Origin of the sequence: Streptomyces ambofaciens ATCC 23877, from assembly GCF_001267885.1 — a bacterium.
GTDB lineage: Bacteria > Actinomycetota > Actinomycetes > Streptomycetales > Streptomycetaceae > Streptomyces > Streptomyces ambofaciens.
Genome location: NZ_CP012382.1, coordinates 700916 through 722636, shown reverse-complemented (window position 1 = coordinate 722636; position 21721 = coordinate 700916). Strand labels below are relative to the sequence as shown.

The following is a 21721-nucleotide window of genomic DNA, read 5'->3' as shown; positions in this document are numbered from 1 at the left end:
CGGCTTCCCATAACACGCCGTTATGCCCGACGGACCGGGCCGGCCGTGGAGCCGGCCGACCGGCCCGGCCCGTGGGTTCAGTCGGCGGACGGGACCGGGGGCTCCGTCCTGTCGCGCACGGTCATCAGCAGGGCCCGGGGACGGACGGTGGCTGCGGCGACGGGCCGTACCGTCCGGCCGGGTAGGAGGTCGAGGCGCGCACCCGCCGGGACGCACGAACCGCGCGCCGACGCGCGTAGCGGCAGGGTGCCGCGGGTCAGCGGAGCAGCAGCTGCACCAGGGCGACCGTCCCCACGGTCACGACCAGCGTTCGCAGCACCACCGGGCTGAAACGACGGCCCACCTTGGCCCCCGCGTAGCCGCCGAGCGCCGAACCGGCCGCGATGAGGCCGACGGCCGTCCAGTCGAAGTCCGCGGCGAAGAGGAAGAAGAGCGCGGCGACCGAGTTGACGACGGCCGAGAGGACGTTCTTGACGGCGTTGAGACGTTGCAGGGATTCGTCGAGAAGCATGCCCATCAGGGACAGGTAGATGATCCCCTGCGCGGCGGCGAAGTAGCCGCCGTAGACGCTGGCGAGCGTCAGGCCGGTGAACAGCAGCGGGCCGCCGTCGCGGCGCGGGGAGGTGCCGGTGCGTTCGCGGCGCCGCTGCACCAGCCTGCCGATCCGGGGCTGGAAGGCGACCAGGAGCAGGGCGAGGCCCACCAGAACGGGCACGATCGTCTCGAACGCGTCGGCCGGCAGGGACAGCAGCAGGGTGGCGCCCGCGAGGCCGCCCAGCAGCGCGCCGGCACTCAGCTTGAGGACACGCCGGCGCTGGCCGCTCAGCTCCTTCCGATAGCCGACGGCCCCGCTGATGGAGCCGGGGATGAGTCCGAGGGCGTTGGAGACGGTGGCGGTGACGGGGGACAGCCCCGTCGCCAGCAGCACGGGGAAGGTGATCAGCGTTCCGGAGCCGACGACGCTGTTGATGGCGCCGGCCCCGAACCCCGCGGTGAACACCGCCGCCATGGCCTCGGGCGTCACGCCGCGCCGTCCCGCACCGGCCGCGCGACCGGCAGGAAGGTGTCTTGTGCATCGTTCACGGGGCCGACTGTACCCACCGCCTTGGCACACGCGGAGACCGGTCTCAACCGACCCTGGATGAACGGTTCTTGACGTAAATTCACCTGATCATGCGGTGATACGATCACCGCGTTTGCGGAGCGGGCGGATGGGAGAAAGACGGCATCCCCGACTTCAGGGACAGCCCGGGCAGCAACCCCGGTGCGGGCGGTCCACCGGACCGCCCGCGTAGACGGACATGCGGCAAGCCGGCCGTCAGTCGCCTGAAGAGAGTCTTATGACGGAATACTTGGGGAACCCACTGCTCTGGGTCCTTGTCGTCGCCCTCGTCGCCGCCGCCGCGCTCATCGGCCGCCAGCGCCGGGCGGCACGATCTCTGCGGCAGGAGATCCAGGGGCTCAGGGACCACTACACGGAGCTGGAGAACGATTACGGGAAGTCCGTGCTGGCCGCTCAGGAACGGGCCGAGGACGAGACGAAGACCGTACTGAAGTCCGCCATGCGAACCCTGCAGGGCCTCGCCGCCGAACAGCAGCTGGTGCTGACCCGGCTGCAGACCAAGTACGGCGACTCCGCCCTTCTGCAGGACCTGCTGGAGATCGACCACACCAACTCGCAGTTCGGCCGTCGCGCCCAGTCGATCGCGGTCCTGTGCGACGGCTGGCTGGGCGGCCGGCGCGACACCGCCTCGGTGTACGACGTGGTCCGCAGCGCCCAGGGCCGCATCCGGCACTTCCGCCGGGTGGAGATCCTCTCCCAGGTCGACTTCGGCATCACCAGCCGCGCCGTCGAACCCGTCGCCCTGGCCCTCGCCGAGCTCCTCGACAACGCCACCAGCTACTCCAGCCCGGACACCGTCGTGGAGATCAACATCAGGACCGTGCCGAAGGGCATCTGCGTCGTCGTCGACGACGCCGGTGTCGGCATGAGCGACGAGGAGCGCGCCCGCGCCGACAAGCTGCTCGCCACCGAGCGTGCCTCGGGCGTGGCGGGCCTCGGCAATCCACCCCAGTTCGGCTTCGCGGTCATCGGGCTGCTGTGCGAGCGCTTCGGCTTCGAGGTGTCGGTGGACTCCTCCTCCCCGTACGGAGGTGTGCGCGCGGTGGTCCTGCTGCCGCACGAGCTGCTCACCGCCATGCCGGAGAAGAAGGCACCCTCCCCGGCAGCCCACACCGTCGCCCGCCCGGGCCCGGACGGCGGACCGGAGGCGGCGATCGCCCCCTCCCGGACCAGTGACGGCCTGCCCCGGCGGCGCCGCAAGCGGCCGATGGCCATCGTGCCCGGCAGTGCCGCCACCCCGCGCTCCGCCGGCCGCTCCGACTCCGAGCAGGCCCAGATCATGGCCGCCTTCCAGCGGGGTACGCAGACCGGCCGCGTCACCCGGCCGGAGGACCCGGACCGGACGAGCAGAACACCCGGTGCAAGCAGAGAAGGACATGAGGACTCGTGAACGACGATCTGTCATGGATGCTCGACAGCGCCCTGGAGATTCCCGGGGCCCTGCACGCGGTCCTGATATCGGCCGACGGACTGCTGATGGCCCGGACGCAGGACTTCGACAAGGACGACGCGGACCGGGTCGCGGCCGCCATGAGCGGCGTGCAGTCGCTCAGCCGCACCCTCGCCTTCTTCTGTGAGGACCCGCACCAGGCGTGGCGGCAGACCCTGGTCGAGTTCGACGGCGGCTGGGTCTTCCTGATCTCCGCCGGAGAGGGCGCCTACCTCGGCGTCTCCGCCTCCCCGGAGGTCGACATGGCGGACATCACCTTCCGGATGCAGCAGCTCGTCGCCCAGCTCGGCAAGCGGCTGACGACGCCGCCGCGCGAGAACCTCGGCACCCGCTCATGACCGGCCACGACGGCTGGGAGCCGGAAGCCGCCGAGTTAGTACGGCCGTACGTCATCACCAAGGGCCGTGGCCTGCCCGACGAGGAGCACCTCTCCCTCATCACCCTGGTCACCGCCTCCGCCGGGCACACGCAGCGGCCGACCCGGCTGTCCCCCGAGGAGCAGAGCCTGCTGGACCTCTGCTCCGCCGGCTACCTCTCGGTCGCCGAGATCGCCGGACACACCCACTTCCCGCTGGGCGTGGTGCGGATCCTGCTGGCGTCCCTGATGGAGGGCGGCCACCTCATGACCCGCCCGCCGGTGGCCCGCGCCCGCCTCGCGGACAAGGAGATCCTGGAGGAGGTGCTCAATGGCCTCCGCGCCAAGTTTGGATGAGCAGGACTACGTACGCGGTGGAGCGACCCAGACCGCGGTGAAGATCCTCGTCGTCGGGCACTTCGCGGTGGGCAAGACCACCCTCATCGGGTCCATCTCGGAGATCGAGCCGCTGTCGACCGAGGAGACGATGACGCAGGCCGCCGAGTCGGTCGACGACCTCAAGGGGGTCCAGGGCAAGACCACCACCACGGTCGCCATGGACTTCGGGCGCCTCACCATCAGCGACCGCGTCGTCCTCTACCTGTTCGGAACGCCGGGACAGCAGCGCTTCGTCCAGATGTGGGAGGACATGGCCCGCGGCGCGCTCGGCGCCCTGGTGCTGGTCGACCCCGAGCGGCTGGCCGACTCCTTCCCCGTCATCGACCTCATCGAGCAGTACGGCCTCGACTACGCCATCGCCGTCAATCACTTCGACGGGGCCCCGCTGCGGGACGAGCGGGCGCTGCGCGAGGCCCTGGACCTGCTCGACGACACCCCCGTCGTCACCTGCGACGCCCGCGACGAGAAGTCGTCGGCCGCCGCACTGACCACCCTCGTCCGCTACTTGCTGGACCGCACCCGCTAGGAGCTGGGAGCAGACATGAACGCCCACGACACCTTCCCGGTGCCTCCGCCCGGGTGCCCCGCCCACGGCTCCGGGGCCCGAGTGCCGTTGCACGGGCCGGAGTTCGCCGCCGATCCGCAGGCCTTCTACGAGTACCTGCGCCACTACGGGGTCGCCGCACCGGTCGAGTTGGCACCGGGCGTCGAGGCGACGCTGGTGACGGACTACTCGGCGGCCCTCCAGCTGCTCCAGGACTCCGGTTCGTTCCGCAAGGACGCGCGTCGGTGGCGGGCCTTCAACGAGGGCAAGGTGGGACCGGACAGTCCGGTCGCGCCGCTGCTGGCCTACCGGCCCAACTGCATGTTCGCCGACGGCGCCGACCACCTCAGGCTGCGGCAGGCGGTCACCGACAGCATGGCGCGGGTGGACACCCGCCGGCTGACCCGGAGCACCGAGCAGATCTCCGGCTACCTCATCTCGCAGTTCGGCGGGCGGGGTTCGGCCGACCTGCTGGGCGACTACGCGCGGCAGTTGCCGCTGTTCGTGTTCAACGAGCTCTTCGGCTGCCCCGCCGACATCGGCGACCGGGTGCTGTTCGGCATCTCCGGCATGTTCGACGGGATCAACGCCGACAAGGCCACCGCCGTGCTGTTCCAGGCGGTGGGGGAGCTGGTCGCACTCAAGCGGAGCAAGCCCGGCGACGACGTCACCTCCTGGCTGATGCGGCACGAGGCGGACCTCAGCGACGAGGAGATGGTCCACCAGCTGGCCCTGCTGCTCGGCGCGGGCGCCGAACCGCTGCGCAACCTCATCGGCAACACCCTCCACCGGCTCCTCACCCACGAGCGGTACGCCCGAGAGGGCGGCCTGATCGACGAGGCGCTCGACGATACGCTGTGGGAGAACCCGCCCATGGCCAACTACGCGCCGCACTACCCGGCCGCCGACACCGAACTCGCCGGGCAGCAGCTGCACTCCGGTGACCTGGTCCTGGTCAGCTTCGCCGCGGCCAACACCGGTCCGGCCCTCAAGGCCTCGCGCCAGGCCGGCAGCAACCGCGCGCACCTCGCCTGGAGCGCGGGCCCGCACGCCTGCCCCTCCAAGGAGCCGGCCCGGCACATCACCGTCACCGCCATCGAGCACCTGTTCAACGAACTGCCCGACGTCGAACTCGCCGTCCCCGAGGACAGCCTGACCTGGCGGCCGGGCCCCTTCAACCGGGCTCTGGCCACCCTGCCGGCCCGCTTCACGCCGGCGCGGACCGGACGCCGCTCCGCAGCGCAGCCGGACCCCCGGGCACCTGAACGGGAACAGGCGCCGAGCCCGGACCGACCGGCCGAACGAGGAGGCATGTGGAGTCAGTTCCTCAACTGGCTCACACGGTGACACGCGCAACATCCTCCCAACCTGTCCCTTTCGCATGAAGGATCAACGGCACGGGTAGTGAGCAACGCGGCATTCAAGTTGCTCACGAGGAGAAGGAGGTGTCGTGGACCACATATCCACGAACGCCGCTCTGCCACCGCCGCTCTCACCGATACCCGCCTCCCCAGGCGGGTATCTCTTTGTGCGGCCCGGGCGAGGGACGGGCCGGTGACCACCGTACGGACCGGCGCGGAACCGGGGGGCGCACCGACCCTCGGCGCCCTCACGAGCGGCCAGTTGCGAAGACTCGGCGCGGTCGCCGGCCTCTCCGAAGCCGACGTCGAGACCTACGCCCGAGTCCTGACCGACGCACTGGGCCCGGTGGCCGCGCGACCGCTGCACCTGCCGCCTCCCACCCGCACCTTCCTGTCCGACGACCACACCCCCGTCGAGTTCTCGTTCTCCTTACAGCCGGACGCGGCCCCCGCCCTGCGGGTGCTCCTGGAACCGGGCTGCGGCGCAGACAGCCTGGCCCTCAACGGCCGTGCCGGACTCGAGACCATCCGGGGGATGGCGCGTCGCTGGAACTTCACCACCGCCCCGCTCGACGAGGTCGAGGACCTGTTCCTGCCGCCCGCTCCGCAGGGTCCCCTGGCCCTGTGGTGCGCCCTGGAGCTCAGGCCCGGCGGCGTGCCCAAGGTCAAGGTCTACCTGAACCCGGCCGCGAACGGGGCGGAACGTTCCGCCGCAACGGTGCGCGAGGCCCTGCACCGGCTGGGCCACCGGCGAGCCTTCGACAGCCTGCCGCGCGGCACCGGTCATCCGTTCCTCGCCCTGGACCTGGGGGACTGGGAGGACCCCCGGGTCAAGGTCTACGTGCGCCACGACAACCTCACGGCCCGCCAGGCGGGTCTGTTGTCGCGCGAGGGGACGGGCCCCGGTCCCGCGGCGGTCGAGGGTTTCTTCAGGGCGGCCGCGGGCGTCGGCCCCGACCGGTCGGGGCTCGACAGGCGGCCCGGCCTGACCTGTCACTCCTTCACCGACACCGGGTCCGGGCGGCCGAGCGGATTCACCCTGCACATCCCGGTCAGGGACTACGCCCGGCACGACGGTGAGGCGCTGGAGCGCGCGGCGAGCGTGTTGCGCCACCACGCGATGGACGAGGCGGTGCTGCCCCGGGCCTTCGCCGCCCTCACCCAGCGGCGGCCGGAGGACGGGGTCGGGCTGATCGCCTACCTGGCGCTGGCCCATCAGCAGGGCCGGCCGCCGCGGGTGACGGCGTACCTCTCCTCGGAGGCGTACGCGGTCAGGGCGCCGGCCGTGGCGGCTGTCCGCCGCCCGGTGGCGGTGCGCTGAGCGGACCGCCCCGACACCGCAGGCTCCCGGTGGCGCCCACCGGGAGCCCTGGGCGCGGGGGCGACCCGGCGCCGGAGAGGGCGCCGGGCCTACGGCTACACGGCCAGCGACTCCCGGAACTCCGCCAGGTAGGGGCCCACGTCGACCTGGATGGAGGCGCCCCGGGTGCGGCCGTAGCGCTGGACGATGGCGGCGAGGTGGGTGCCGATCTCCTCGCGCATCTCGTCGGCCGGGGGCAGTGTGGCCGCGCCGTCGATGATCCGCGCCACCCACCGCGCCTGGGCCTCCACCAGCCGGGTGATCGCGCCCACGGGCCTGACCAGTCCGACGAAGTACAGGCCCGGCAGGTCGGCGGGGACCACCCGCCGGTACAGCTCGACCGAACCGTCCGCCGCCACCGGGCAACCGGCGGGCAGGAAGGGGAAGGTCATGTGGAAGCCGGTGCAGTAGACGACCGCGTCCGCGGCCGTGGAGGTGCCGTCGGTGAACACGACGCGGTCGCCGTCGAACGAGGCGATCGCGGGCTTGGGGGTGACGGCGCCGTGGCGTATCCGGCTGAGGATCTCGTCCGAGAGGGTCACGGCCGAGGAGAAGACCGGATGGTCGGGCTCGGGCAGCCCGTAGTCGGCCAGTCTGCCGCGCGCGACGAGCAGCGCCTGCTCCACCCACTCGCGTCGCTCGGCGAAGGACATCTCGTTCCACCAGGGGGCTTCGGCGATCTCGTCGACCGACATGCCGAACAGCTGTTTGGGCACGATGTGCAGCCCTCGGCGCACCGACAGCACGGTCTGCGCGGCGTGCCGGGAGAGGTCCGCGGCGATGTCCACCGCCGAGGCGCCCAGGCCCACCACGACGACGCGGCGTCCAGCGAAGCCGGCCCCGTCGTGGTAGTCGAGGGAGTGCAGGATCCGTCCGGTGAAGGAGTCGGCGCCCGCCGGAAGCGGGTCGGGCAGCGCGGGGTCGGTGTGGTGCCCCGAGGCGACGATCACCTGCTCGAACCGCCGGGCCGCCACCGCGCCGTGCGCGTCCCGGCTGACCACCGACCACATGCCGTCCGCGTCGCGCCGCACGGACACCACCTCGGTCCGCAGCTCGACGTGGTCCAGCACGCCGGCCCGTTCGGCGAAGGACCGCAGGTAGGCGGCGACCTGGTCGTGCCGGGGGTAGAGCGGGTAGGAATCCGGCATCGGCCAGCCGGTGTAACCCGTCAGCTGCTTGGCGGTGTTGAGGTGCAGGGACAGGTATCCGGGTCCGCGCTCGCCGGCCCCCGGCCGACGCCAGATCCCGCCGACGTCGGGCGCCTTCTCCAGGCAGACGAAGCCGATGCCGCGCTCCTTGAGGGCGTGGGCCACCGCCAGTCCGGACAGGCCGGCACCGATCACGCACACACGCACGGAATTTCCCCCCAGGACGTACTCAACCTCCCCCGATCATGCATTCACTGCCCATCCGTGTCCCCCCGCACACCAGCGCGAGGGGTGAACGGACGTGTCCGTCCTCACGTTTCGCCCCGTGCGGCGCTCAGGTCCCGCGCAGGTCCGTGACCCGGCGGAGCTTGCCGAGGGAGCGCTCCAGCGTCTCCGGGTCGACGATCTCCACCTCGACGGTGACCCCCACACCGTCCTTGACACCCTGGCCGATCGCCCTGGCGGCGGCCTCCCGCCGCTCCGGCCCCGCGTCGGGGCGAGCCTCGACCCGCACCACCATGTGGTCCATGCGGCCGTGCTCGGTGAGCCGGATCTGGAAGTGCGGGGAGACGCCGGGCGTGCGCAGCACGATCTCCTCGATCTGGGTGGGGAAGACGTTCACCCCGCGCAGGATGATCATGTCGTCGCAGCGGCCGGTGACCTTCTGCATCCGGCGGAAGGCGGGCCGGGCGGTGCCCGGCAGCAGCCGGGACAGGTCGCGCGTGCGGTAGCGGACGATCGGCAGCGCCTCCTTGGTGAGGGAGGTGAAGACGACCTCGCCCTCCTCGCCCTCGCCCAGCACGGCGTCCGTGAGCGGGTCGACCACCTCCGGGTAGAAGTGGTCCTCCCACACGTGCAGCCCGTCCTTGGTCTCCACGCACTCCTGCGCCACGCCCGGGCCGATCACCTCCGACAGGCCGTATATGTCGACGGCGTGGATGTCCATGCGCTCCTCGATCTCGCGGCGCATCTCCTCGGTCCACGGCTCGGCCCCGAAGACGCCGACCTCCAGGGAGGTGGAGCGCGGGTCGACGCCCTGCCGCTCGAACTCGTCGAGCAGGGTGAGCATGTAGGACGGGGTGACCATGATGATCTCGGGCCGGAAGTCCCGGATGATCTGCACCTGCCGCGCCGTCATGCCGCCGGAGGCCGGGATCACCGTGCACCCGGCGCGTTCGGCGCCGTAGTGGGCGCCGAGGCCGCCGGTGAACAGGCCGTAGCCGTAGGAGATGTGCACCTTGTGGCCGGGACGGCCGCCCGCGGCGCGCAGGGAGCGGGCGACGACGTCCGCCCACATGGACAGGTCGTTGTCGGTGTACCCGACCACGGTGGGGCGGCCGGTGGTGCCGCTGGAGGCGTGGACGCGCCGCACGTCGGCCATCGGGACGGCGAACATGCCGAAGGGGTACGTGTCCCGCAGGTCGGCCTTGGTGGTGAAGGGGAACCGGGACAGGTCCGCCAGGCTGCGGCAGTCGTCGGGCTTCACCCCGGCGGCGTCGAACTTCTTGCGGTAGAGCTCCACGTTCTCGTAGGCGTGCCGCAGTGTCGTGCGCAGTCGGTCCAGCTGGAGCTCCTGGAGCTGCTCCCGGGAGAGGTGCTCGGCGTCGTCCAGCAGGTGGCGGGGGAGGGGCTCTCCCCGGCGGGGTGCCGGGGCCGTCCCGGTCGTCGGCTCGCTGCTCATCGCGACTCCTTCGTCGTCGTGTCCGGCGTCTCGAGCGGCCGGCCGTCCCGGACGCTGCGACTGCGTCCGCGGAACTCCGCGATCACTTCGCCCGCGCGCCGTACGCTCACGTCGTACACGCCGCTGCGGCCGAACCGGGCGCGTTCCTCGGCGTGCGCCACGAGCAGATCGCCCTCGCGGGCCGGCGCGACGAACACGATGTCGGCGCCCGCCGCGACGGTCACGGGGCCGTGGCTGTTGCACGCGCACGCGAAGGCGGTGTCGGCCAGCAGGAACAGGTAGCCGCCGTGGGCGATGCCGTGCCCGTTCACCATCGCCGAGGTCACGGTCATACGGAGCACGGCCGTGCCAGGGCCGTGCCCGACCAGCTCGATACCCAGCCGCCGGGACGCCTCGTCCGCGGCGAACATGACCTCCGTGGGCGCCGGCTCCGTGGTCCGCGACACCTTTCCCACCACCTCGTTTCCCGACCGACCATTCGGTCAGCTCCTCGCACGGCCCAGTAATCCAGCCGCGGGGCGGCACTGTCAAGAGTGTGTGCGACGGGTGCGCCGGGGTCTTGCCCGGCGCCCGGAAAGGCGTCACACTGATACCGAACGAATGGTCGGTTGGGAAGCTGGTGACGATGACCACGACACACGCCGCCGAGGCACCGCCCCCCGCAGGGCTGCAGGAGCACTTCGACGCGACGATCGCGCACGACCAGCGCGTCGAGCCGCGCGACTGGATGCCGGACGGCTACCGGAAGACGCTGATCCGGCAGATCGCCCAGCACGCGCACTCGGAGATCATCGGCATGCAGCCGGAGGGCGAGTGGATCACGCGGGCGCCGTCCCTGCGCCGCAAGGCGATCCTGTTCGCCAAGGTCCAGGACGAGGCCGGCCACGGGCTCTACCTCTACTCGGCGGCCGAGACGCTCGGCGCGGACCGCGACGACCTCACCCGGCGGCTGATCGAGGGACGCCAGAAGTACTCGTCGATCTTCAACTACCCGACGCTGAGCTTCGCGGACGTCGGCGTGATCGGGTGGTTCGTGGACGGCGCGGCGATCTGCAACCAGGTCCCGCTGTGCCGCAGCTCCTACGGTCCGTACGCGCGCGCGATGGTGCGCATCTGCAAGGAGGAGTCCTTCCACCAGCGGCAGGGCTACGAGCTGCTGATGACGATGATGCGCGGCACCGACGCCCAGCGCGAGATGGTCCAGGACGCCGTGAACCGCTGGTGGTGGCCCTCCCTCATGATGTTCGGCCCGCCCGACGACGCCTCGCCCAACTCCGCGCGGTCGATGGCCTGGAAGATCAAGCGGCACAGCAACGACGAACTGCGCCGACGCTTCGTCGACATGACCGTCCCGCAGGCCGAGAAGCTCGGTGTCACCCTGCCGGACCCGGAGCTGCGCTGGAACGAGGAGACCGGACACCACGACTTCGGCACCCCCGACTGGGACGAGCTGATGCGCGTCATCAAGGGCGACGGCCCGTGCAACGACCAGCGGATGGAGCGGCGGCGGACCGCCCACGAGGACGGCGCCTGGGTGCGCGAGGCGGCCACCGCCCACGCCGCCAAGCAGGCCGCCCGCGCGAGGAAGGGAGCGGCGGCATGACCTCCGACCAGCAGGGCTGGCCGCTCTACGAGGTGTTCGTGCGCGGCAAGCGGGGCCTCAACCACGTCCACGTCGGCTCGCTGCACGCCGCCGACGACGCCATGGCCCTCACCCACGCCCGGGACCTCTACACCCGGCGCAACGAGGGCGTGAGCATCTGGGTCGTGCGCTCCGAGCACATCGCCGCCTCCACCCGCGACGAGAAGGACCCGTTCTTCGCCCCCAGCGCCGACAAGGTCTACCGCCACCCGACCTTCTACGACATCCCCGAAGACGTCCCCCACATCTAGGAGCAGGGCATGAGTGACGACCACGTCTACCTGAGCCTGGCCGAGGGGCACGAGGACGACAGCCGCTGGGCCTACGGCACCGGCTTCGAGGATCCGCTGCACGGCGTCGACACCACCGTGCCCGAGGGTGTCGACGCGGTCGAGCTGGCCGCGGAGTGCGTGGCACTCGCCGACGACGCCCTGGTCTCGGCGCAACGGCTCGCCGAGTGGGTCACCCGGGCCCCGGAACTGGAGGAGGAGGTGGCGCTGGCCAACATCGGCCTCGACCTCCTCGGCCAGGCCCGCCTGCTCTACTCGCGCGCGGGCCAGGTCGACGGCACCGGCCGCGGCGAGGACGCCTACGCCTACTTCAGGGACGCCGCCGACTTCCGCAACGTCACCCTGGCCGAGCTGCCCGACGACGACTTCGCGTTCGCCGTCGTGCGCCTGCTGGTCCTCTCCAGCTGGCGTCTCGCCCACTTCCAGCGGCTGGCGTCCCACCCCGATCCGGTTCTCGCGGCGGTCGCGGCCAAGGGCGTCAAGGAACTGACGTACCACCGGCAGTACGCCGCCGAATGGGCCGTGCGCCTCGGCGACGGCACGGACGAGTCGCACCGCAGGACGCGCGAGGCGCTGGAGCGGGTCGCCCCGTACCTCGGCGAGCTGCACGCGGCGTACGACGCACGGGACGAGGTCGCCGAGGTGCTGCGCCAGGTCACCGAGGCGGCCGGACTGCCCGTGCCGGTGTACCGGCCGTTGCCCGGATCGGGCCGTGCCGGTGAGCACACCGAACATCTCGCGCCGCTCCTCGCCGAGTTGCAGGGCGTCGCCCGTGCCCACCCGGAGGCGACATGGTGACCGCCCTCCTGGACGCCCACCGCGCCCGGCGCGTGGCCGAGCAGGTGCCGGACCCGGAGCTGCCCATGCTGACCCTGGCCGACCTCGGTGTGCTGCGCGCCGTCGAGGTGACCGGCGACGGCACCGTGGTGGCGAGCCTGACCCCGACCTACTCGGGATGCCCGGCCATGGCCGAGATGCGGGCGGACGTCGCCGCGCGGCTGCGGGAGGCGGGGTACGCGCGCGTGGAGATCCGTACGGTCCTCGATCCGCCCTGGACCAGCGACTGGATCACCGAGTCCGGCCGCCGCAAGCTCACCGAACACGGCATCGCCCCACCCGGTGCCGCACCCCGCGGCCCGGTCCCCCTGGTGCTGTCGCCCACCCGGCCCGCGGTGCCCTGTCCCCGGTGCGGTTCGGCGGACACCGAGGAGACCTCCCGCTTCGCCGCCACGTCCTGCAAGGCGCTGTGGCGCTGCCGGGCCTGCCGTGAGCCGTTCGAGTACGTCAAGGAGATCTGATGGCCCCGACCGCCCCCGCCTCGGCGCCGCCGGCGCGCGTCCGCCGGCGCCCGGCCTTCCACCGTCTGCGGGTCGCCGCCGTCGAGCGGCTGTGTGCCGACGCGGCGGCCGTGAGCTTCGAGATCCCGGACGAACTGGCCGAGGAGTTCGCCTTCGCGCCCGGTCAGTCGCTCACCCTGCGGCGCGAGTTCGACGGCCGGGACGAGCGCCGCTCGTACTCGATCTGCGCACCGGTCGGCTCGCTCCCGCGGATCGGTGTCCGCGTGGTGCCGGGGGGCCTGTTCTCGTCGTGGCTGGTGAACGGGGTGCGTCCGGGTGACACGGTCGAGGTGATGGCCCCCACCGGCTTCTTCACGCCCGACCTGACCGGCCCGGGCCACCATGTGCTGATCGCGGCCGGCTCGGGCATCACGCCCATGGTGTCGATCGCCGAGTCGGTGCTGGCCGCCGACGACCGCTCCGGCGTCACGCTGTTCTACGGCAACCGCCGCACCGACACGGTGATGTTCGCCGACGAGCTGGCCGACCTCAAGGACCTCCACCCGGCCCGCTTCCAGCTCGCCCACGTGCTCTCCCGCGAGCCCCGCGAGGCCGAGGTGCTCTCCGGCCGCCTCGACGCCGGACGGCTCGCGGCGCTCGTGGACGCGCTGGTGGACGTGGAGCGTGCGGACCACTGGTGGCTGTGCGGCCCCCAGGGCATGGTCGCCGACGCCCAGCGGGTCCTGGCCGACCTCGGAGTCCCGGCGGACCGCGTCCACCGCGAGCTGTTCTTCGCCGAGGACGAGCCCGTGCGGGAGGTGCGCCACGAGGAGGCCGGCCCGCAGGGGCCCGTCAGCGAGGTCGTCATCACCCTGGACGGCCGCTCCACGACCTCCTCCCTGTCCCGGGAGCGGACCATCCTCGACGGTGCGCAGCGGACCAGGCCCGACCTCCCCTTCGCCTGCAAGGGCGGCGTCTGCGGCACCTGCCGGGCCCTGGTCACGGACGGCAGTGCGGACATGCGCCGCAACTTCGCCCTGGAAGCCGCCGAGGTCGACGCCGGCTACGTCCTGACCTGCCAGTCGTATCCGGTCTCCGAGAAGCTGACCGTGGACTACGACAGCTGAGGCGACGGCGCCGCGGGGCTCAGGCGGGGTTGTCGCCGTGGGTCAGGGTCTCCCAGGCGACGAAGAGGTTGTTCGAGCCGGAGGGGCGGGTGCGCTCGGTCAGGGCCTGGGTGTTGGTCATGGCGAAGCCGAGGCGGTTGTGCAGGGCGTTGTAGCCGACCTCGGTGACCGGCCCCAGGCCGAGGTGGACCGAACCGCCGCACAGCCAGTCCGGCACGGCAGCGCCCTGCTCGTACGTCGCGTGGAAGCCGAGCGCGTGCCGCAGCCGCTCGCCCACGTCGGTGCCGTACAGGTCCTGCCCCTGGATGCGGCTGGTCTCGGCGATGTGCGAGAGGGAGGAGATGCCGTATCCGGTGTGGGTGAAGTCCCGGCAGGTCTCCTGGGTGAGCCCGGTGACGAAGGTGGACTGGCCCTGCCAGTACTTGACGATCTTGTCCCGGGTGTCGAGGTTCTGGCTCGGCACGGTCTTCGGCAGGGGCCCGTCGGAGGCCAGGTACACGTAGGCGGCCGTGCGGGTGCGGAACTTGGCCATCGCCTTGTCGTAGGAGGCCTTGTCCTCCAGGAAGACGGAGATGCCCACGGCGGCCTCCATCATCGTGAGTTCCCAGTTGCCGTTGGAGTTCGAGCCGCCTGCGACCTCGGGCAGGTAGACGTCCCGGAGCATGGTGGCGAAGCGGCCGGCGCCGGCCCATGAGCCCGGGTAGGTGTGCTTGATGATCTCCGCCGCCTTGGACCAGGAGGAGCCGGCCCATCCGGTCTGCAGCGGAGCGTTGCTGTTGGTGTGGTCCCTGATCACGGCGGACCAGGCGTCCATCAGCTCGATGGCCTTGCGCGCGTACCGCTCCTCGCGGGTCGTGTACCAGGCCAGGGCGTTGGTGTAGGCCGCGATCGCGTCCTCGCGCTCGTCGGTGCAGCCGATGTTCGGGTTCGAGTAGGAGCCGCACTCCACCACCGCCCGCGGCTTCGGGACGCGGTTCGGATCGGCGTACCTGCTCGCCGTCATCCGGTCGAAGGCGCCCTTCCAGGGCTGGGCCCCGACGGCGACCTTGGCGCGGACGAAGTCGAGTTGGTTCCGGGAGACCGTGACGCCCGGATGGGTGAACGCGGCGGGCGCGGCTTCGGCCCGGGGAGCGGTCGCTCCGGGGCCGGCGAGGAGGGTGCCGACCAGTGCGGCGGTGAGGCTCGCGAGGAGGACGGCGCGGGATCTGCGGGGGCGAGGTCGGGAGGCAGAGGACATGTGGGGGGTCCGTCCGTTCGTGTATGTGAACGTTACGTCCTGTTCTGAACGCTCGACTGGTCGGTGACGATAGGTAGAGACCAATGGGGCGTCAAGAGTCCGCGCAACGGGTCGACCACGGCGTCGTGCACGGTGCGCGGGTACGGCCGGCCCGGCGGACTGCGTCGGCCCGCCGTGACCACCGCACAGGAACGGGCGCGGGGCGGGATCGACGGTGTGGGGATCGCGTCCTGGGGCGTCCTGGGCAGTGGCTTCCCAGGGGACGCCCCGCAGGAACCGCTCCCGACTGACGAGGCGTCTGCTCAGCGGGTCTCCGCCAGCACCGCCCGGACGACGTGGCGTGCGTTGCCGGCCATCGCGGGGTTGGTGTCCCGGTGGTCGGGGAGCGCGATGACGGCCTGGGAGAGGGCCCGTGCCCGGCCGCGCCGCCAGGTCGCCTCGTCCACGTCGAGGGCCTCACGGAAGAGCTCCCGCGCCCCGGCCGGCAGCAGGTTCCAGGCCGGGAAGAGGTCGCAGGCCGGGTCGCCCACGCCCATGCAGCCGAAGTCGATCACCGAGGACAACCTGCCGTCGGTCACCAGCAGGTTGCCCGGCATCAGGTCGGCGTGCAGCCAGACCGGCGGTCCGGCCCACTCCGGGGCTCGCAGCGCGTCCTCCCACACGGCGATCAGGGCGTCGCAGTCGACGCCTTCCTCCGGGAGACCGCGCAGTTCCTCGATCGCGGCCCGGGTCGCCTCGTCGAGCGTGGCGAGCGGGCCGCCGCGATAGGCGGCCGGCGCGCCCCGCAGGGTGACGGCCCGCATCGCCCGTACGAACCGGGCCAGATCCCCGGCCAGCAGCGCGGGCTCGGTGAGCGCTCCGGCCTCGGGCAGCTCACCGGGCAGCCACCGGTACACCGACCACGGCCACGGATACCCCGCGGCGGGCTCACCGGCCCCGAGCACCTCGGGAACGGCGGTGGGCAGCAGGGGCGACAGGCGGGGCAGCCACTCCCGCTCCGCCCTCACGTCCCCGGCTCCATCCTCGACGAGCGGCAGCCGGACGACCATGTCGTCGCCGAGCCGGTACATCGCGTTGACCGTGCCACCGGACGGGAAGCGCTCGACCGGCAGTTGCGACCACTGCGGGAACCGGCCGGCGAGCAGGCGCCGAACGAGACGGCCGTCCACGCGGAGCGGGTCCGGATGCGTCTGCCCAGAAGTCATGGGCCTCATCCGATCCCTTGACGCGGACGGCCGTCAAACGCTTTCCCGTCCGGCGGACGCGAAGGCGCCCGGGCTCAGACGCCGAACTCCGAGGGCGGCACGCCCAGGGCGGTGCAGGCCTCGCGGATCGCGTACTGCTCCGACGGCTCGAAGACCCCGTCGGCGCCGGCGATGACCATGCCGGTCTGGATGACCGCGCGGGCCTCCGCGGGCTTCTTGGCGGCCTTGGCGATCACCTGCAGCGCCTCGCTCTTGCCGAGCTCGAAGTTGGCGACGAGCCGGTCCACGTGCTGGTTGAACCGCTGGCGGAGCTGGTCCGCGGGGAAGTTCTGCAGCACCTCGTTGGAGACGATCAGTTCTTCCACGCGCTGCCGCTCGGCCGGCTCCACCTGCCCGTCGGCCGCGGCGACCAGTGCGCACATGGCCATGCTGGCGTCCCGGTAGGCGCCGCTCTTGAGTTCGGTCTTGACCGATGCGAGCTGCGTCTTGAACAGCCCGATCAACTGAGCCTTGGAGCCGCCCGAGGACGAGCCCGACCGGCCGGGCACCTGGTGCCCCTGGTGTGCCTGGTGTCCCTGCGGTCCCTGCCCGGGTCCGCTCGCTCCTCGAGTGCCCTGGGACTGCTGGAAGGTCTTGGCCTGGTCCTTGATCTTGTCCCACATCGCCACTCGTGCCACCTCGGCTTCTGTTGCTGCTGCGTATCCGACTTGATCCTCGGCCGCCGAACTCTCGCGGCCACCAGCTTGAACGCCCCCGGGAGCCGCAGGGTTCCCGCAAGGCAAAGACAGGGCAAAGTGTCTCACGGCGGGGGCGTAGTAGGCTGCCGCAGCAGGATGTGACGGTCGGTGAGCTGGGCGGGGGCGGGACGTGTGGCTCGGCTGAAGGAGTCGTCGGCCGCCGAGCCGACCGGTGCTCCGGGCGCCCGGCGCGCCGGGGTGTGGTCCCGGGAGGTCGGCTGGTTCGTCACGATCGGTGTCGTGTCGACGGCCGGGCAGGCGGGGCTGTACTGGGTGCTGCGCCTGTGGTGGCACCCGGCCGCCGCCAATCTGGTGTCGCTGCTGGTGCTGACCGTGCTGAACACCGAGGCGAACCGGCGGCTGACGTTCCGGCACGCCGCCGCGGGGCCGGCCCGCGCCCACCTGGGAGCCGGCGGGCTCTTCCTGCTCGGCTATCTCGCCACGTCCGGCGCCGTGCTGTGGTTCACACACGCGGAGCCCGGCGCCTCAGCGGCCGCCGAGACCGCGGTCCTCGCCGCCACGTCGGTCGCCGTCACCGTGGTGCGGTTCCTCGTCCTGCGACTCGCCGTCTTCCGGGCCCCCGGTCGCGCAGGGCGCTGAAGCCCCGAGCGCGCCGGTGCACCGCGCTCCGGGGCACCGCTCTCCGGCGCACCGCCGGTCGGACACGCGCCCACCCGACCGCGGCCGGGCCGTCCCTCAGCCGCGGGTCGCCCGGTCGATCAGGCTCTGCAGGTACAGGCCGCGCCGTGCGTCGACCGCCGTGGGCGTGCCGGTGCGGACGGCCGTCGCGAAGTCGTGGCGCAGGACGGGCCAGCACTCCTCGTGGTCGATGCCGGCCGTGTCGTAGACCAGGGGGTGCTCCGGGCCGAAGAGTTCGACCCGGGTTAGCGTGCGCGGGACGGCCACGGACCCCGACAGGGAGGCCTGGCTCACGGCTCCGTTCTCGTGCTCGCAGGTGAGTTCCACCCAGCGGCGCGGGTCGCCGGTGGCACGGACGCCGGTGATGGGGCCCACCGAGGCGTCCAGCAGATCGAGCAGATGGGGGCCGAGGTCCAGCAGGGCGCCGTGTTCGAGGCGCCAGCCGGTGGCGAACTCCCCGCCCAGGAAGGCGCCGTGGAGGTAGCAGGAGCGGGCGCCGGCCGCGTCGAAGGTGCGCGCCGCCTCCAGGAAGGCCCGGGTGGTCGGGTGATAGCGCTTGGTCAGCACGAGCTGCGAGACCACACCGGCCTCGGCGACCGCGTCGGCCACCCGGCGGGCCGCGGCCAGATCGGGGCCGAGCGGCTTCTCCAGCAGCAGGGCCTTGCCCCGCTTCGCCGCCAGCGGTGCCAGCTCGGCCTGGACGGCGGGCGGCACGGCGAAGGCCACGGCCTCGCAGTGGTCCAGCAACTCCTCGAACTCGGCGGCGGCATGGGCCGCGTAGGGGGCGGCCGTCTCACGGGCGGCCTCCGTGCGGCGGGCCCAGACCGCGGTGAGCCGGGTCTCGGGCCCGGCGGCCAGCACCCGGGCGTGCATGGCCCGGGCCCAGGGGCCGGCACCCACGAGCCCGACCTCGACGGGCCGGTCGGTCCAGGGGGCGGGGGCAGCGGTCACGGTGTTCCTGTCCTGGTGCGTCGTCGTGCGGACTCGGTGCGTACGCGCGGGTGCGGCGGCGTCACGGCGCGAGGCGTTCGAGCCGGGCGTCGGCGCCCGCGGGGGAGTAGAGGTGCTCCACGACCATGGCGGCGGCCCCGATGAGCCCGGCGTGGTCGCCGAGTCGTGAGGTGACCACCTGGAGGTTGGCCGTGGCACGGGGCATCGCGCGCTGGTAGACCAGCTCGCGCACCCCGGTGAGGAAGGGCACCCCGGAGAGCTCACCGGCGATCATGAGCACTCCGGGGTTCAGCAGGGTCACGACGGTGACCAGGACCTCGCCCACCCGCCGTCCGGCCTCCCGGGCCAGACGTACGGCGTCGGGATGGCCCTCGTTGAGCAGCCGCCGGACGTCCCGCCCCGAGGCGGTGTCCAGGCCCAGGGCGGAGAGCTCCTTGGCGATCGCCCGCCCACTGGCGACCGCCGCCAGGCAGCCGTGGGAACCGCACATGCACAGCGCGTCGGACCGGTCGTGCAGACGGATGTGGCCGATGTCGCCGGCGCCGCCGTCGATGCCCCGGTAGAGGCTGTCGCCGATCACGACACCCGCGCCGATGCCGGTGGAGACCTTCAGCAGGACGAAGGACGAGCAGTCGCGGTGGGCGGCCTGGTGCTCGGCCAGAGCCATGAGGTTGGCGTCGTTGTCCACGAGCACCGGGATGGCGCCGGCCTCCGCTCCCAGCCCCATCCGTGCCGCGTACGCCTTCTGGAGCCGCTCCCGGATGGGGTAGCGGTCCCAGCCCGGCATGATGGGCGGCTCGATCACCCGCCCCGACTCCCAGTCGACGGGACCGGGAACGGACAGCCCGACGCCCGCGACGTGGGACGCCGGGATCCCGGCCGCCGCGATCAGGTCGGGGAACCACTCGGCCAGCCCGTCCAGTACGTGCTCGGGTCCCTCGCCGACGTCCATCGGACCGGTGTGCTCGGCCAGGATGGTGCCCCCCAGGTCGACCACGGCCGCGCGGGCGTGCCGCGTCTCCAGGTCGAAGGCGACCACCGAGGCGTGGGTCGGGTCGAAGGCGATCCGGTGGGACGGGCGGCCACCGGTGGACTCACCCGTGCTGTGCCGCAGCCACCCGGCGCGGTTGAGCAGGTCGAGGCGCTGGCCGACCGTCGACCTGGAGAGCCCGGTGGCGTGCTGGAGGTCGGCGCGGGTGTTGGCGCGCCCGCTGCGGATCAGTTGCAGCAGCGCGCCCGCGCTGGCCTGACCTGACGTCATCATGGAGTCCCCCACGGCTCAGCTCTTGTCGGCACCGCTGGTCAGGCCCTCGGTGAGGAGCCGTTCGGCGGCGAAGAACAGAAGTACCACGGGGATCGTCAGCACCACGGAACCGGCCATGAGGACGGTCTTCGGCACCTCGATGCCGTTGGAGAGCTGGGCCAGGCCCAGGGACACCGTCCACTTGTCGGGGTCGGCGGCCAGGAAGAGCAGCGCGAAGAGGAACTCGTTCCAGGCGATCATGAAGACGTACAGGCCGGTCGCCATCAGGGAGGGCAGCGCCAGCGGCAGGATCACCTTGCGCACGGTCTGCAGCCGGGAGCACCCGTCCAGGGCCGCCGCCTCCTCGATGGAGGCGGGGATGGTGACGAGGTAGTTCTTCAGCATGTAGATCGACACCGGCACCGTCTGCGCCACGTAGACGATGGCCAGACCGACCAGGCTGGAGGAGAGACCGACCTTCGCGAAGATGACGAAGAGCGGCACCGCCAGCAGGGTCGCGGGGAACATGTACACGGCCAGGAAGAGCGCGCTGACCTGCCGGTGGCCGAAGAACTTCAGCCGGCTGACGGCGTACGAGCCGGGCACGGCGGCCACCAGGGTCAGCACCACCGTGCCGAGGGAGACCAGCGCGGAGTTGAGCAGGAACTTCAGGAAGCCCTGGCCGCCCGCGTCGGTCGAGCGGAGCACGTCCTGGTAGGTGGAGAAGGTGAAGTCCTTGGCCGAGATCCACAGGGAGCCCGGGTCGAGCAGGAGCGCGTCGATGGGCTTCAGCGACAGCAGCACCATGTAGTAGAAGGGGATCACGGTGATCAGGGCGAGGAACACGATGACGAACCAGCGCAGCACGCCGAAGAACCGCTCCTCGAACTGGGCCCGGGTCAGGGCCGCCTTGCGCGTCACGCTTCCTCCTGGACCTTGTTGCCGAAGAACTTGAAGTAGAGGCCGAGCAGGATCATCAGCACGACGGCCAGGGTGAGCGCCTGGGCGGCCGCGGCTCCCACGTCGTAGCGGGCGGTCAGGAAGTCGTAGACGCGCACGGCGGCGACGTCGGTGCCCGCGCCACCCCCGGTGAGCAGGTACACGTCGTCGAACTTGTTGAAGGTCATGATGAACCGCAGCACGCACAGCAGCGCGATCACCGGCATCAACTGGGGCAGCAGGACGTGCCGGAACCGCTGGGTCATGGTCGCGCCGTCGACCAGCGCGGCCTCCTCAAGGGTGTCCGGGACCGCCTGGAGCCGCGCCAGGATGAAGAGGAACGCGAAGGGGAAGTACCGCCAGCACTCGAAGACGATGACCGTCAGCAGGGCCAGCGGGATGTCGAAGTGCAGGCCCAGCAGATGGACCTCGTACTCCCGCGTCGACAGGAAGGCGATGGGGTCGTCCCAGCCGAACAGGCGCCGGCCCCAGTCGTTGACCACGCCGTACTGCGGGCTGAGCGCGACCTCCCAGACGAAGGCCACGGCCACGACGGGCGCGACGTACGGCAGCAGCATCGCCGCGCGCAGCAGTCCGCGCCCCTTGAAGGGCCTGCGCAGCGCGAGAGCCGCGACCAGGCCGAGGGCGACGGAGCCGAGTGTGGAGCCCGCCGTGTACAGCAGGGTGGTCCACAGGCTGGACCAGAAACCGGCCGAGTCGAAGACCTGGGCGAAGTTGTCCAGGGACCAGTTGCCGAACAGGCCCATGCCCTGGATGTCGACGAGCTTGGCCTTCTGGAAGGCGAGCAGCACCGTCCACGCGATGGGCAGGACGACCACCACGAGGACCACGAGGAAGGTGGGGGAGACGAACGCGAGGCCCGCGCGGTTCGCGCGCCGGCTGGCGGTCATCGGACGCCGGCCCGGGGAAGCGGGCCGGTCCGTGGACCGGGGGTCGGTGTCCCGGCGCTGCGGCGCGCCGGCTGGGGCTGTTGTCATGAGGGACCTTAGTGA

At 71.9% G+C, this 21721-nt stretch carries 23 protein-coding genes; 12 read left to right on the top strand and 11 right to left on the bottom strand.

The window, feature by feature from the left end; translation table 11 throughout:
- Positions 1-256: 256 nt before the first annotated feature.
- The gene (locus SAM23877_RS03220) at positions 257-1009 is read right to left on the bottom strand and encodes a sulfite exporter TauE/SafE family protein (protein WP_174532278.1); all 753 of its coding nucleotides are present in this window, start codon (positions 1007-1009) and stop codon (positions 257-259) included.
- A 331-nt stretch (positions 1010-1340) separates the two neighbouring features.
- On the opposite strand from SAM23877_RS03220, the gene SAM23877_RS03215 reads away from it, so the two are divergent.
- The 6 genes from SAM23877_RS03215 (at position 1341) to SAM23877_RS03190 (ending at position 6553) form a co-directional block, all read left to right on the top strand.
- Complete coding sequence (locus SAM23877_RS03215) at positions 1341-2513, top strand: ATP-binding protein (RefSeq protein ID WP_053126709.1); 1173 nt, start codon at positions 1341-1343, stop codon at positions 2511-2513.
- Positions 2510-2911: a roadblock/LC7 domain-containing protein gene (locus SAM23877_RS03210; protein ID WP_053126708.1), complete on the top strand. Its 402-nt coding sequence runs from the start codon at positions 2510-2512 to the stop codon at positions 2909-2911. The genes SAM23877_RS03215 and SAM23877_RS03210 overlap by 4 nt, the downstream gene beginning before the upstream one ends.
- Positions 2908-3285 carry a DUF742 domain-containing protein gene (locus SAM23877_RS03205; RefSeq protein ID WP_053126706.1) on the top strand — a complete coding sequence of 126 codons (378 nt, stop codon included), beginning with the start codon at positions 2908-2910 and terminating at the stop codon, positions 3283-3285. Before SAM23877_RS03210 ends, SAM23877_RS03205 begins: the two co-directional genes overlap by 4 nt.
- Entirely contained in the window at positions 3260-3853 is a 594-nt protein-coding gene (locus SAM23877_RS03200; RefSeq protein WP_053126705.1) for a GTP-binding protein, read from the top strand. Before SAM23877_RS03205 ends, SAM23877_RS03200 begins: the two co-directional genes overlap by 26 nt.
- Positions 3854-3868: 15 nt before the next feature.
- The gene (locus SAM23877_RS03195; protein WP_053126703.1) at positions 3869-5218 is read left to right on the top strand and encodes a cytochrome P450; all 1350 of its coding nucleotides are present in this window, start codon (positions 3869-3871) and stop codon (positions 5216-5218) included.
- A 207-nt stretch (positions 5219-5425) separates the two neighbouring features.
- Complete coding sequence (locus SAM23877_RS03190; RefSeq protein WP_053126701.1) at positions 5426-6553, top strand: DMATS family aromatic prenyltransferase; 1128 nt, start codon at positions 5426-5428, stop codon at positions 6551-6553.
- 95 nt (positions 6554-6648) lie between these two features.
- On the opposite strand, the gene SAM23877_RS03185 is transcribed toward SAM23877_RS03190, so the two are convergent.
- The 3 genes from SAM23877_RS03185 to paaI all read right to left on the bottom strand — a co-directional run bounded on the left by SAM23877_RS03185 (position 6649) and on the right by paaI (position 9831).
- Positions 6649-7947 (bottom strand): flavin-containing monooxygenase, encoded by a 1299-nt coding sequence (locus SAM23877_RS03185; RefSeq protein ID WP_053126698.1) that lies wholly within the window; start codon positions 7945-7947, stop codon positions 6649-6651.
- 127 nt (positions 7948-8074) lie between these two features.
- Positions 8075-9421 carry a phenylacetate--CoA ligase PaaK gene (gene paaK, locus SAM23877_RS03180; RefSeq protein ID WP_053126696.1) on the bottom strand — a complete coding sequence of 449 codons (1347 nt, stop codon included), beginning with the start codon at positions 9419-9421 and terminating at the stop codon, positions 8075-8077.
- Entirely contained in the window at positions 9418-9831 is a 414-nt protein-coding gene (gene paaI, locus SAM23877_RS03175) for a hydroxyphenylacetyl-CoA thioesterase PaaI (protein ID WP_053142117.1), read from the bottom strand. The genes paaK and paaI overlap by 4 nt, the downstream gene beginning before the upstream one ends.
- Positions 9832-10046: 215 nt before the next feature.
- On the opposite strand from paaI, the gene paaA reads away from it, so the two are divergent.
- Genes paaA through paaE form a run of 5 tightly spaced genes read left to right on the top strand, consistent with a single transcriptional unit; the run spans position 10047 to position 13757 of the window.
- Entirely contained in the window at positions 10047-11024 is a 978-nt protein-coding gene (gene paaA, locus SAM23877_RS03170) for a 1,2-phenylacetyl-CoA epoxidase subunit PaaA (protein WP_053126694.1), read from the top strand.
- Positions 11021-11314 carry a 1,2-phenylacetyl-CoA epoxidase subunit PaaB gene (gene paaB, locus SAM23877_RS03165; RefSeq protein ID WP_053126692.1) on the top strand — a complete coding sequence of 98 codons (294 nt, stop codon included), beginning with the start codon at positions 11021-11023 and terminating at the stop codon, positions 11312-11314. Before paaA ends, paaB begins: the two co-directional genes overlap by 4 nt.
- Positions 11315-11323: 9 nt before the next feature.
- Positions 11324-12151: a 1,2-phenylacetyl-CoA epoxidase subunit PaaC gene (paaC, locus tag SAM23877_RS03160; RefSeq protein WP_053126690.1), complete on the top strand. Its 828-nt coding sequence runs from the start codon at positions 11324-11326 to the stop codon at positions 12149-12151.
- Complete coding sequence (gene paaD, locus SAM23877_RS03155; protein ID WP_053126688.1) at positions 12145-12651, top strand: 1,2-phenylacetyl-CoA epoxidase subunit PaaD; 507 nt, start codon at positions 12145-12147, stop codon at positions 12649-12651. Before paaC ends, paaD begins: the two co-directional genes overlap by 7 nt.
- Positions 12651-13757 (top strand): 1,2-phenylacetyl-CoA epoxidase subunit PaaE, encoded by a 1107-nt coding sequence (paaE, locus tag SAM23877_RS03150; protein WP_053126686.1) that lies wholly within the window; start codon positions 12651-12653, stop codon positions 13755-13757. Before paaD ends, paaE begins: the two co-directional genes overlap by 1 nt.
- A 19-nt stretch (positions 13758-13776) precedes the next feature.
- On the opposite strand, the gene SAM23877_RS03145 is transcribed toward paaE, so the two are convergent.
- From SAM23877_RS03145 to SAM23877_RS03135, 3 genes are all read right to left on the bottom strand, one after another.
- On the bottom strand, positions 13777-14994 hold the full coding sequence (locus SAM23877_RS03145) for an alginate lyase family protein (protein WP_053126684.1): 1218 nt from the start codon (positions 14992-14994) through the stop codon (positions 13777-13779).
- A 302-nt stretch (positions 14995-15296) separates the two neighbouring features.
- Positions 15297-16199, bottom strand: coding sequence for an aminoglycoside phosphotransferase family protein (locus tag SAM23877_RS03140; protein WP_053126682.1), 903 nt, complete (start codon positions 16197-16199; stop codon positions 15297-15299).
- 74 nt (positions 16200-16273) lie between these two features.
- The gene (locus tag SAM23877_RS03135; RefSeq protein ID WP_053126680.1) at positions 16274-16867 is read right to left on the bottom strand and encodes a tellurite resistance TerB family protein; all 594 of its coding nucleotides are present in this window, start codon (positions 16865-16867) and stop codon (positions 16274-16276) included.
- Positions 16868-17068: 201 nt separating this feature from the next.
- Between SAM23877_RS03135 and SAM23877_RS03130 the strand changes: the two genes are divergently transcribed.
- Complete coding sequence (locus tag SAM23877_RS03130) at positions 17069-17536, top strand: GtrA family protein (protein ID WP_244902911.1); 468 nt, start codon at positions 17069-17071, stop codon at positions 17534-17536.
- 96 nt (positions 17537-17632) lie between these two features.
- Here the strand turns inward: SAM23877_RS03130 and SAM23877_RS03125 are convergent, their stop codons facing one another.
- The 4 genes from SAM23877_RS03125 to SAM23877_RS03110 all read right to left on the bottom strand — a co-directional run bounded on the left by SAM23877_RS03125 (position 17633) and on the right by SAM23877_RS03110 (position 21706).
- Positions 17633-18526: a Gfo/Idh/MocA family protein gene (locus SAM23877_RS03125; protein ID WP_053126678.1), complete on the bottom strand. Its 894-nt coding sequence runs from the start codon at positions 18524-18526 to the stop codon at positions 17633-17635.
- A 61-nt stretch (positions 18527-18587) separates the two neighbouring features.
- Positions 18588-19787, bottom strand: a complete 1200-nt coding sequence (locus tag SAM23877_RS03120) for an ROK family transcriptional regulator (protein ID WP_167355254.1) — start codon at positions 19785-19787, stop codon at positions 18588-18590.
- 18 nt (positions 19788-19805) lie between these two features.
- Positions 19806-20690: a carbohydrate ABC transporter permease gene (locus tag SAM23877_RS03115; protein ID WP_053126674.1), complete on the bottom strand. Its 885-nt coding sequence runs from the start codon at positions 20688-20690 to the stop codon at positions 19806-19808.
- On the bottom strand, positions 20687-21706 hold the full coding sequence (locus SAM23877_RS03110; RefSeq protein WP_053126673.1) for a carbohydrate ABC transporter permease: 1020 nt from the start codon (positions 21704-21706) through the stop codon (positions 20687-20689). Before SAM23877_RS03110 ends, SAM23877_RS03115 begins: the two co-directional genes overlap by 4 nt.
- Positions 21707-21721: the final 15 nt, after the last annotated feature.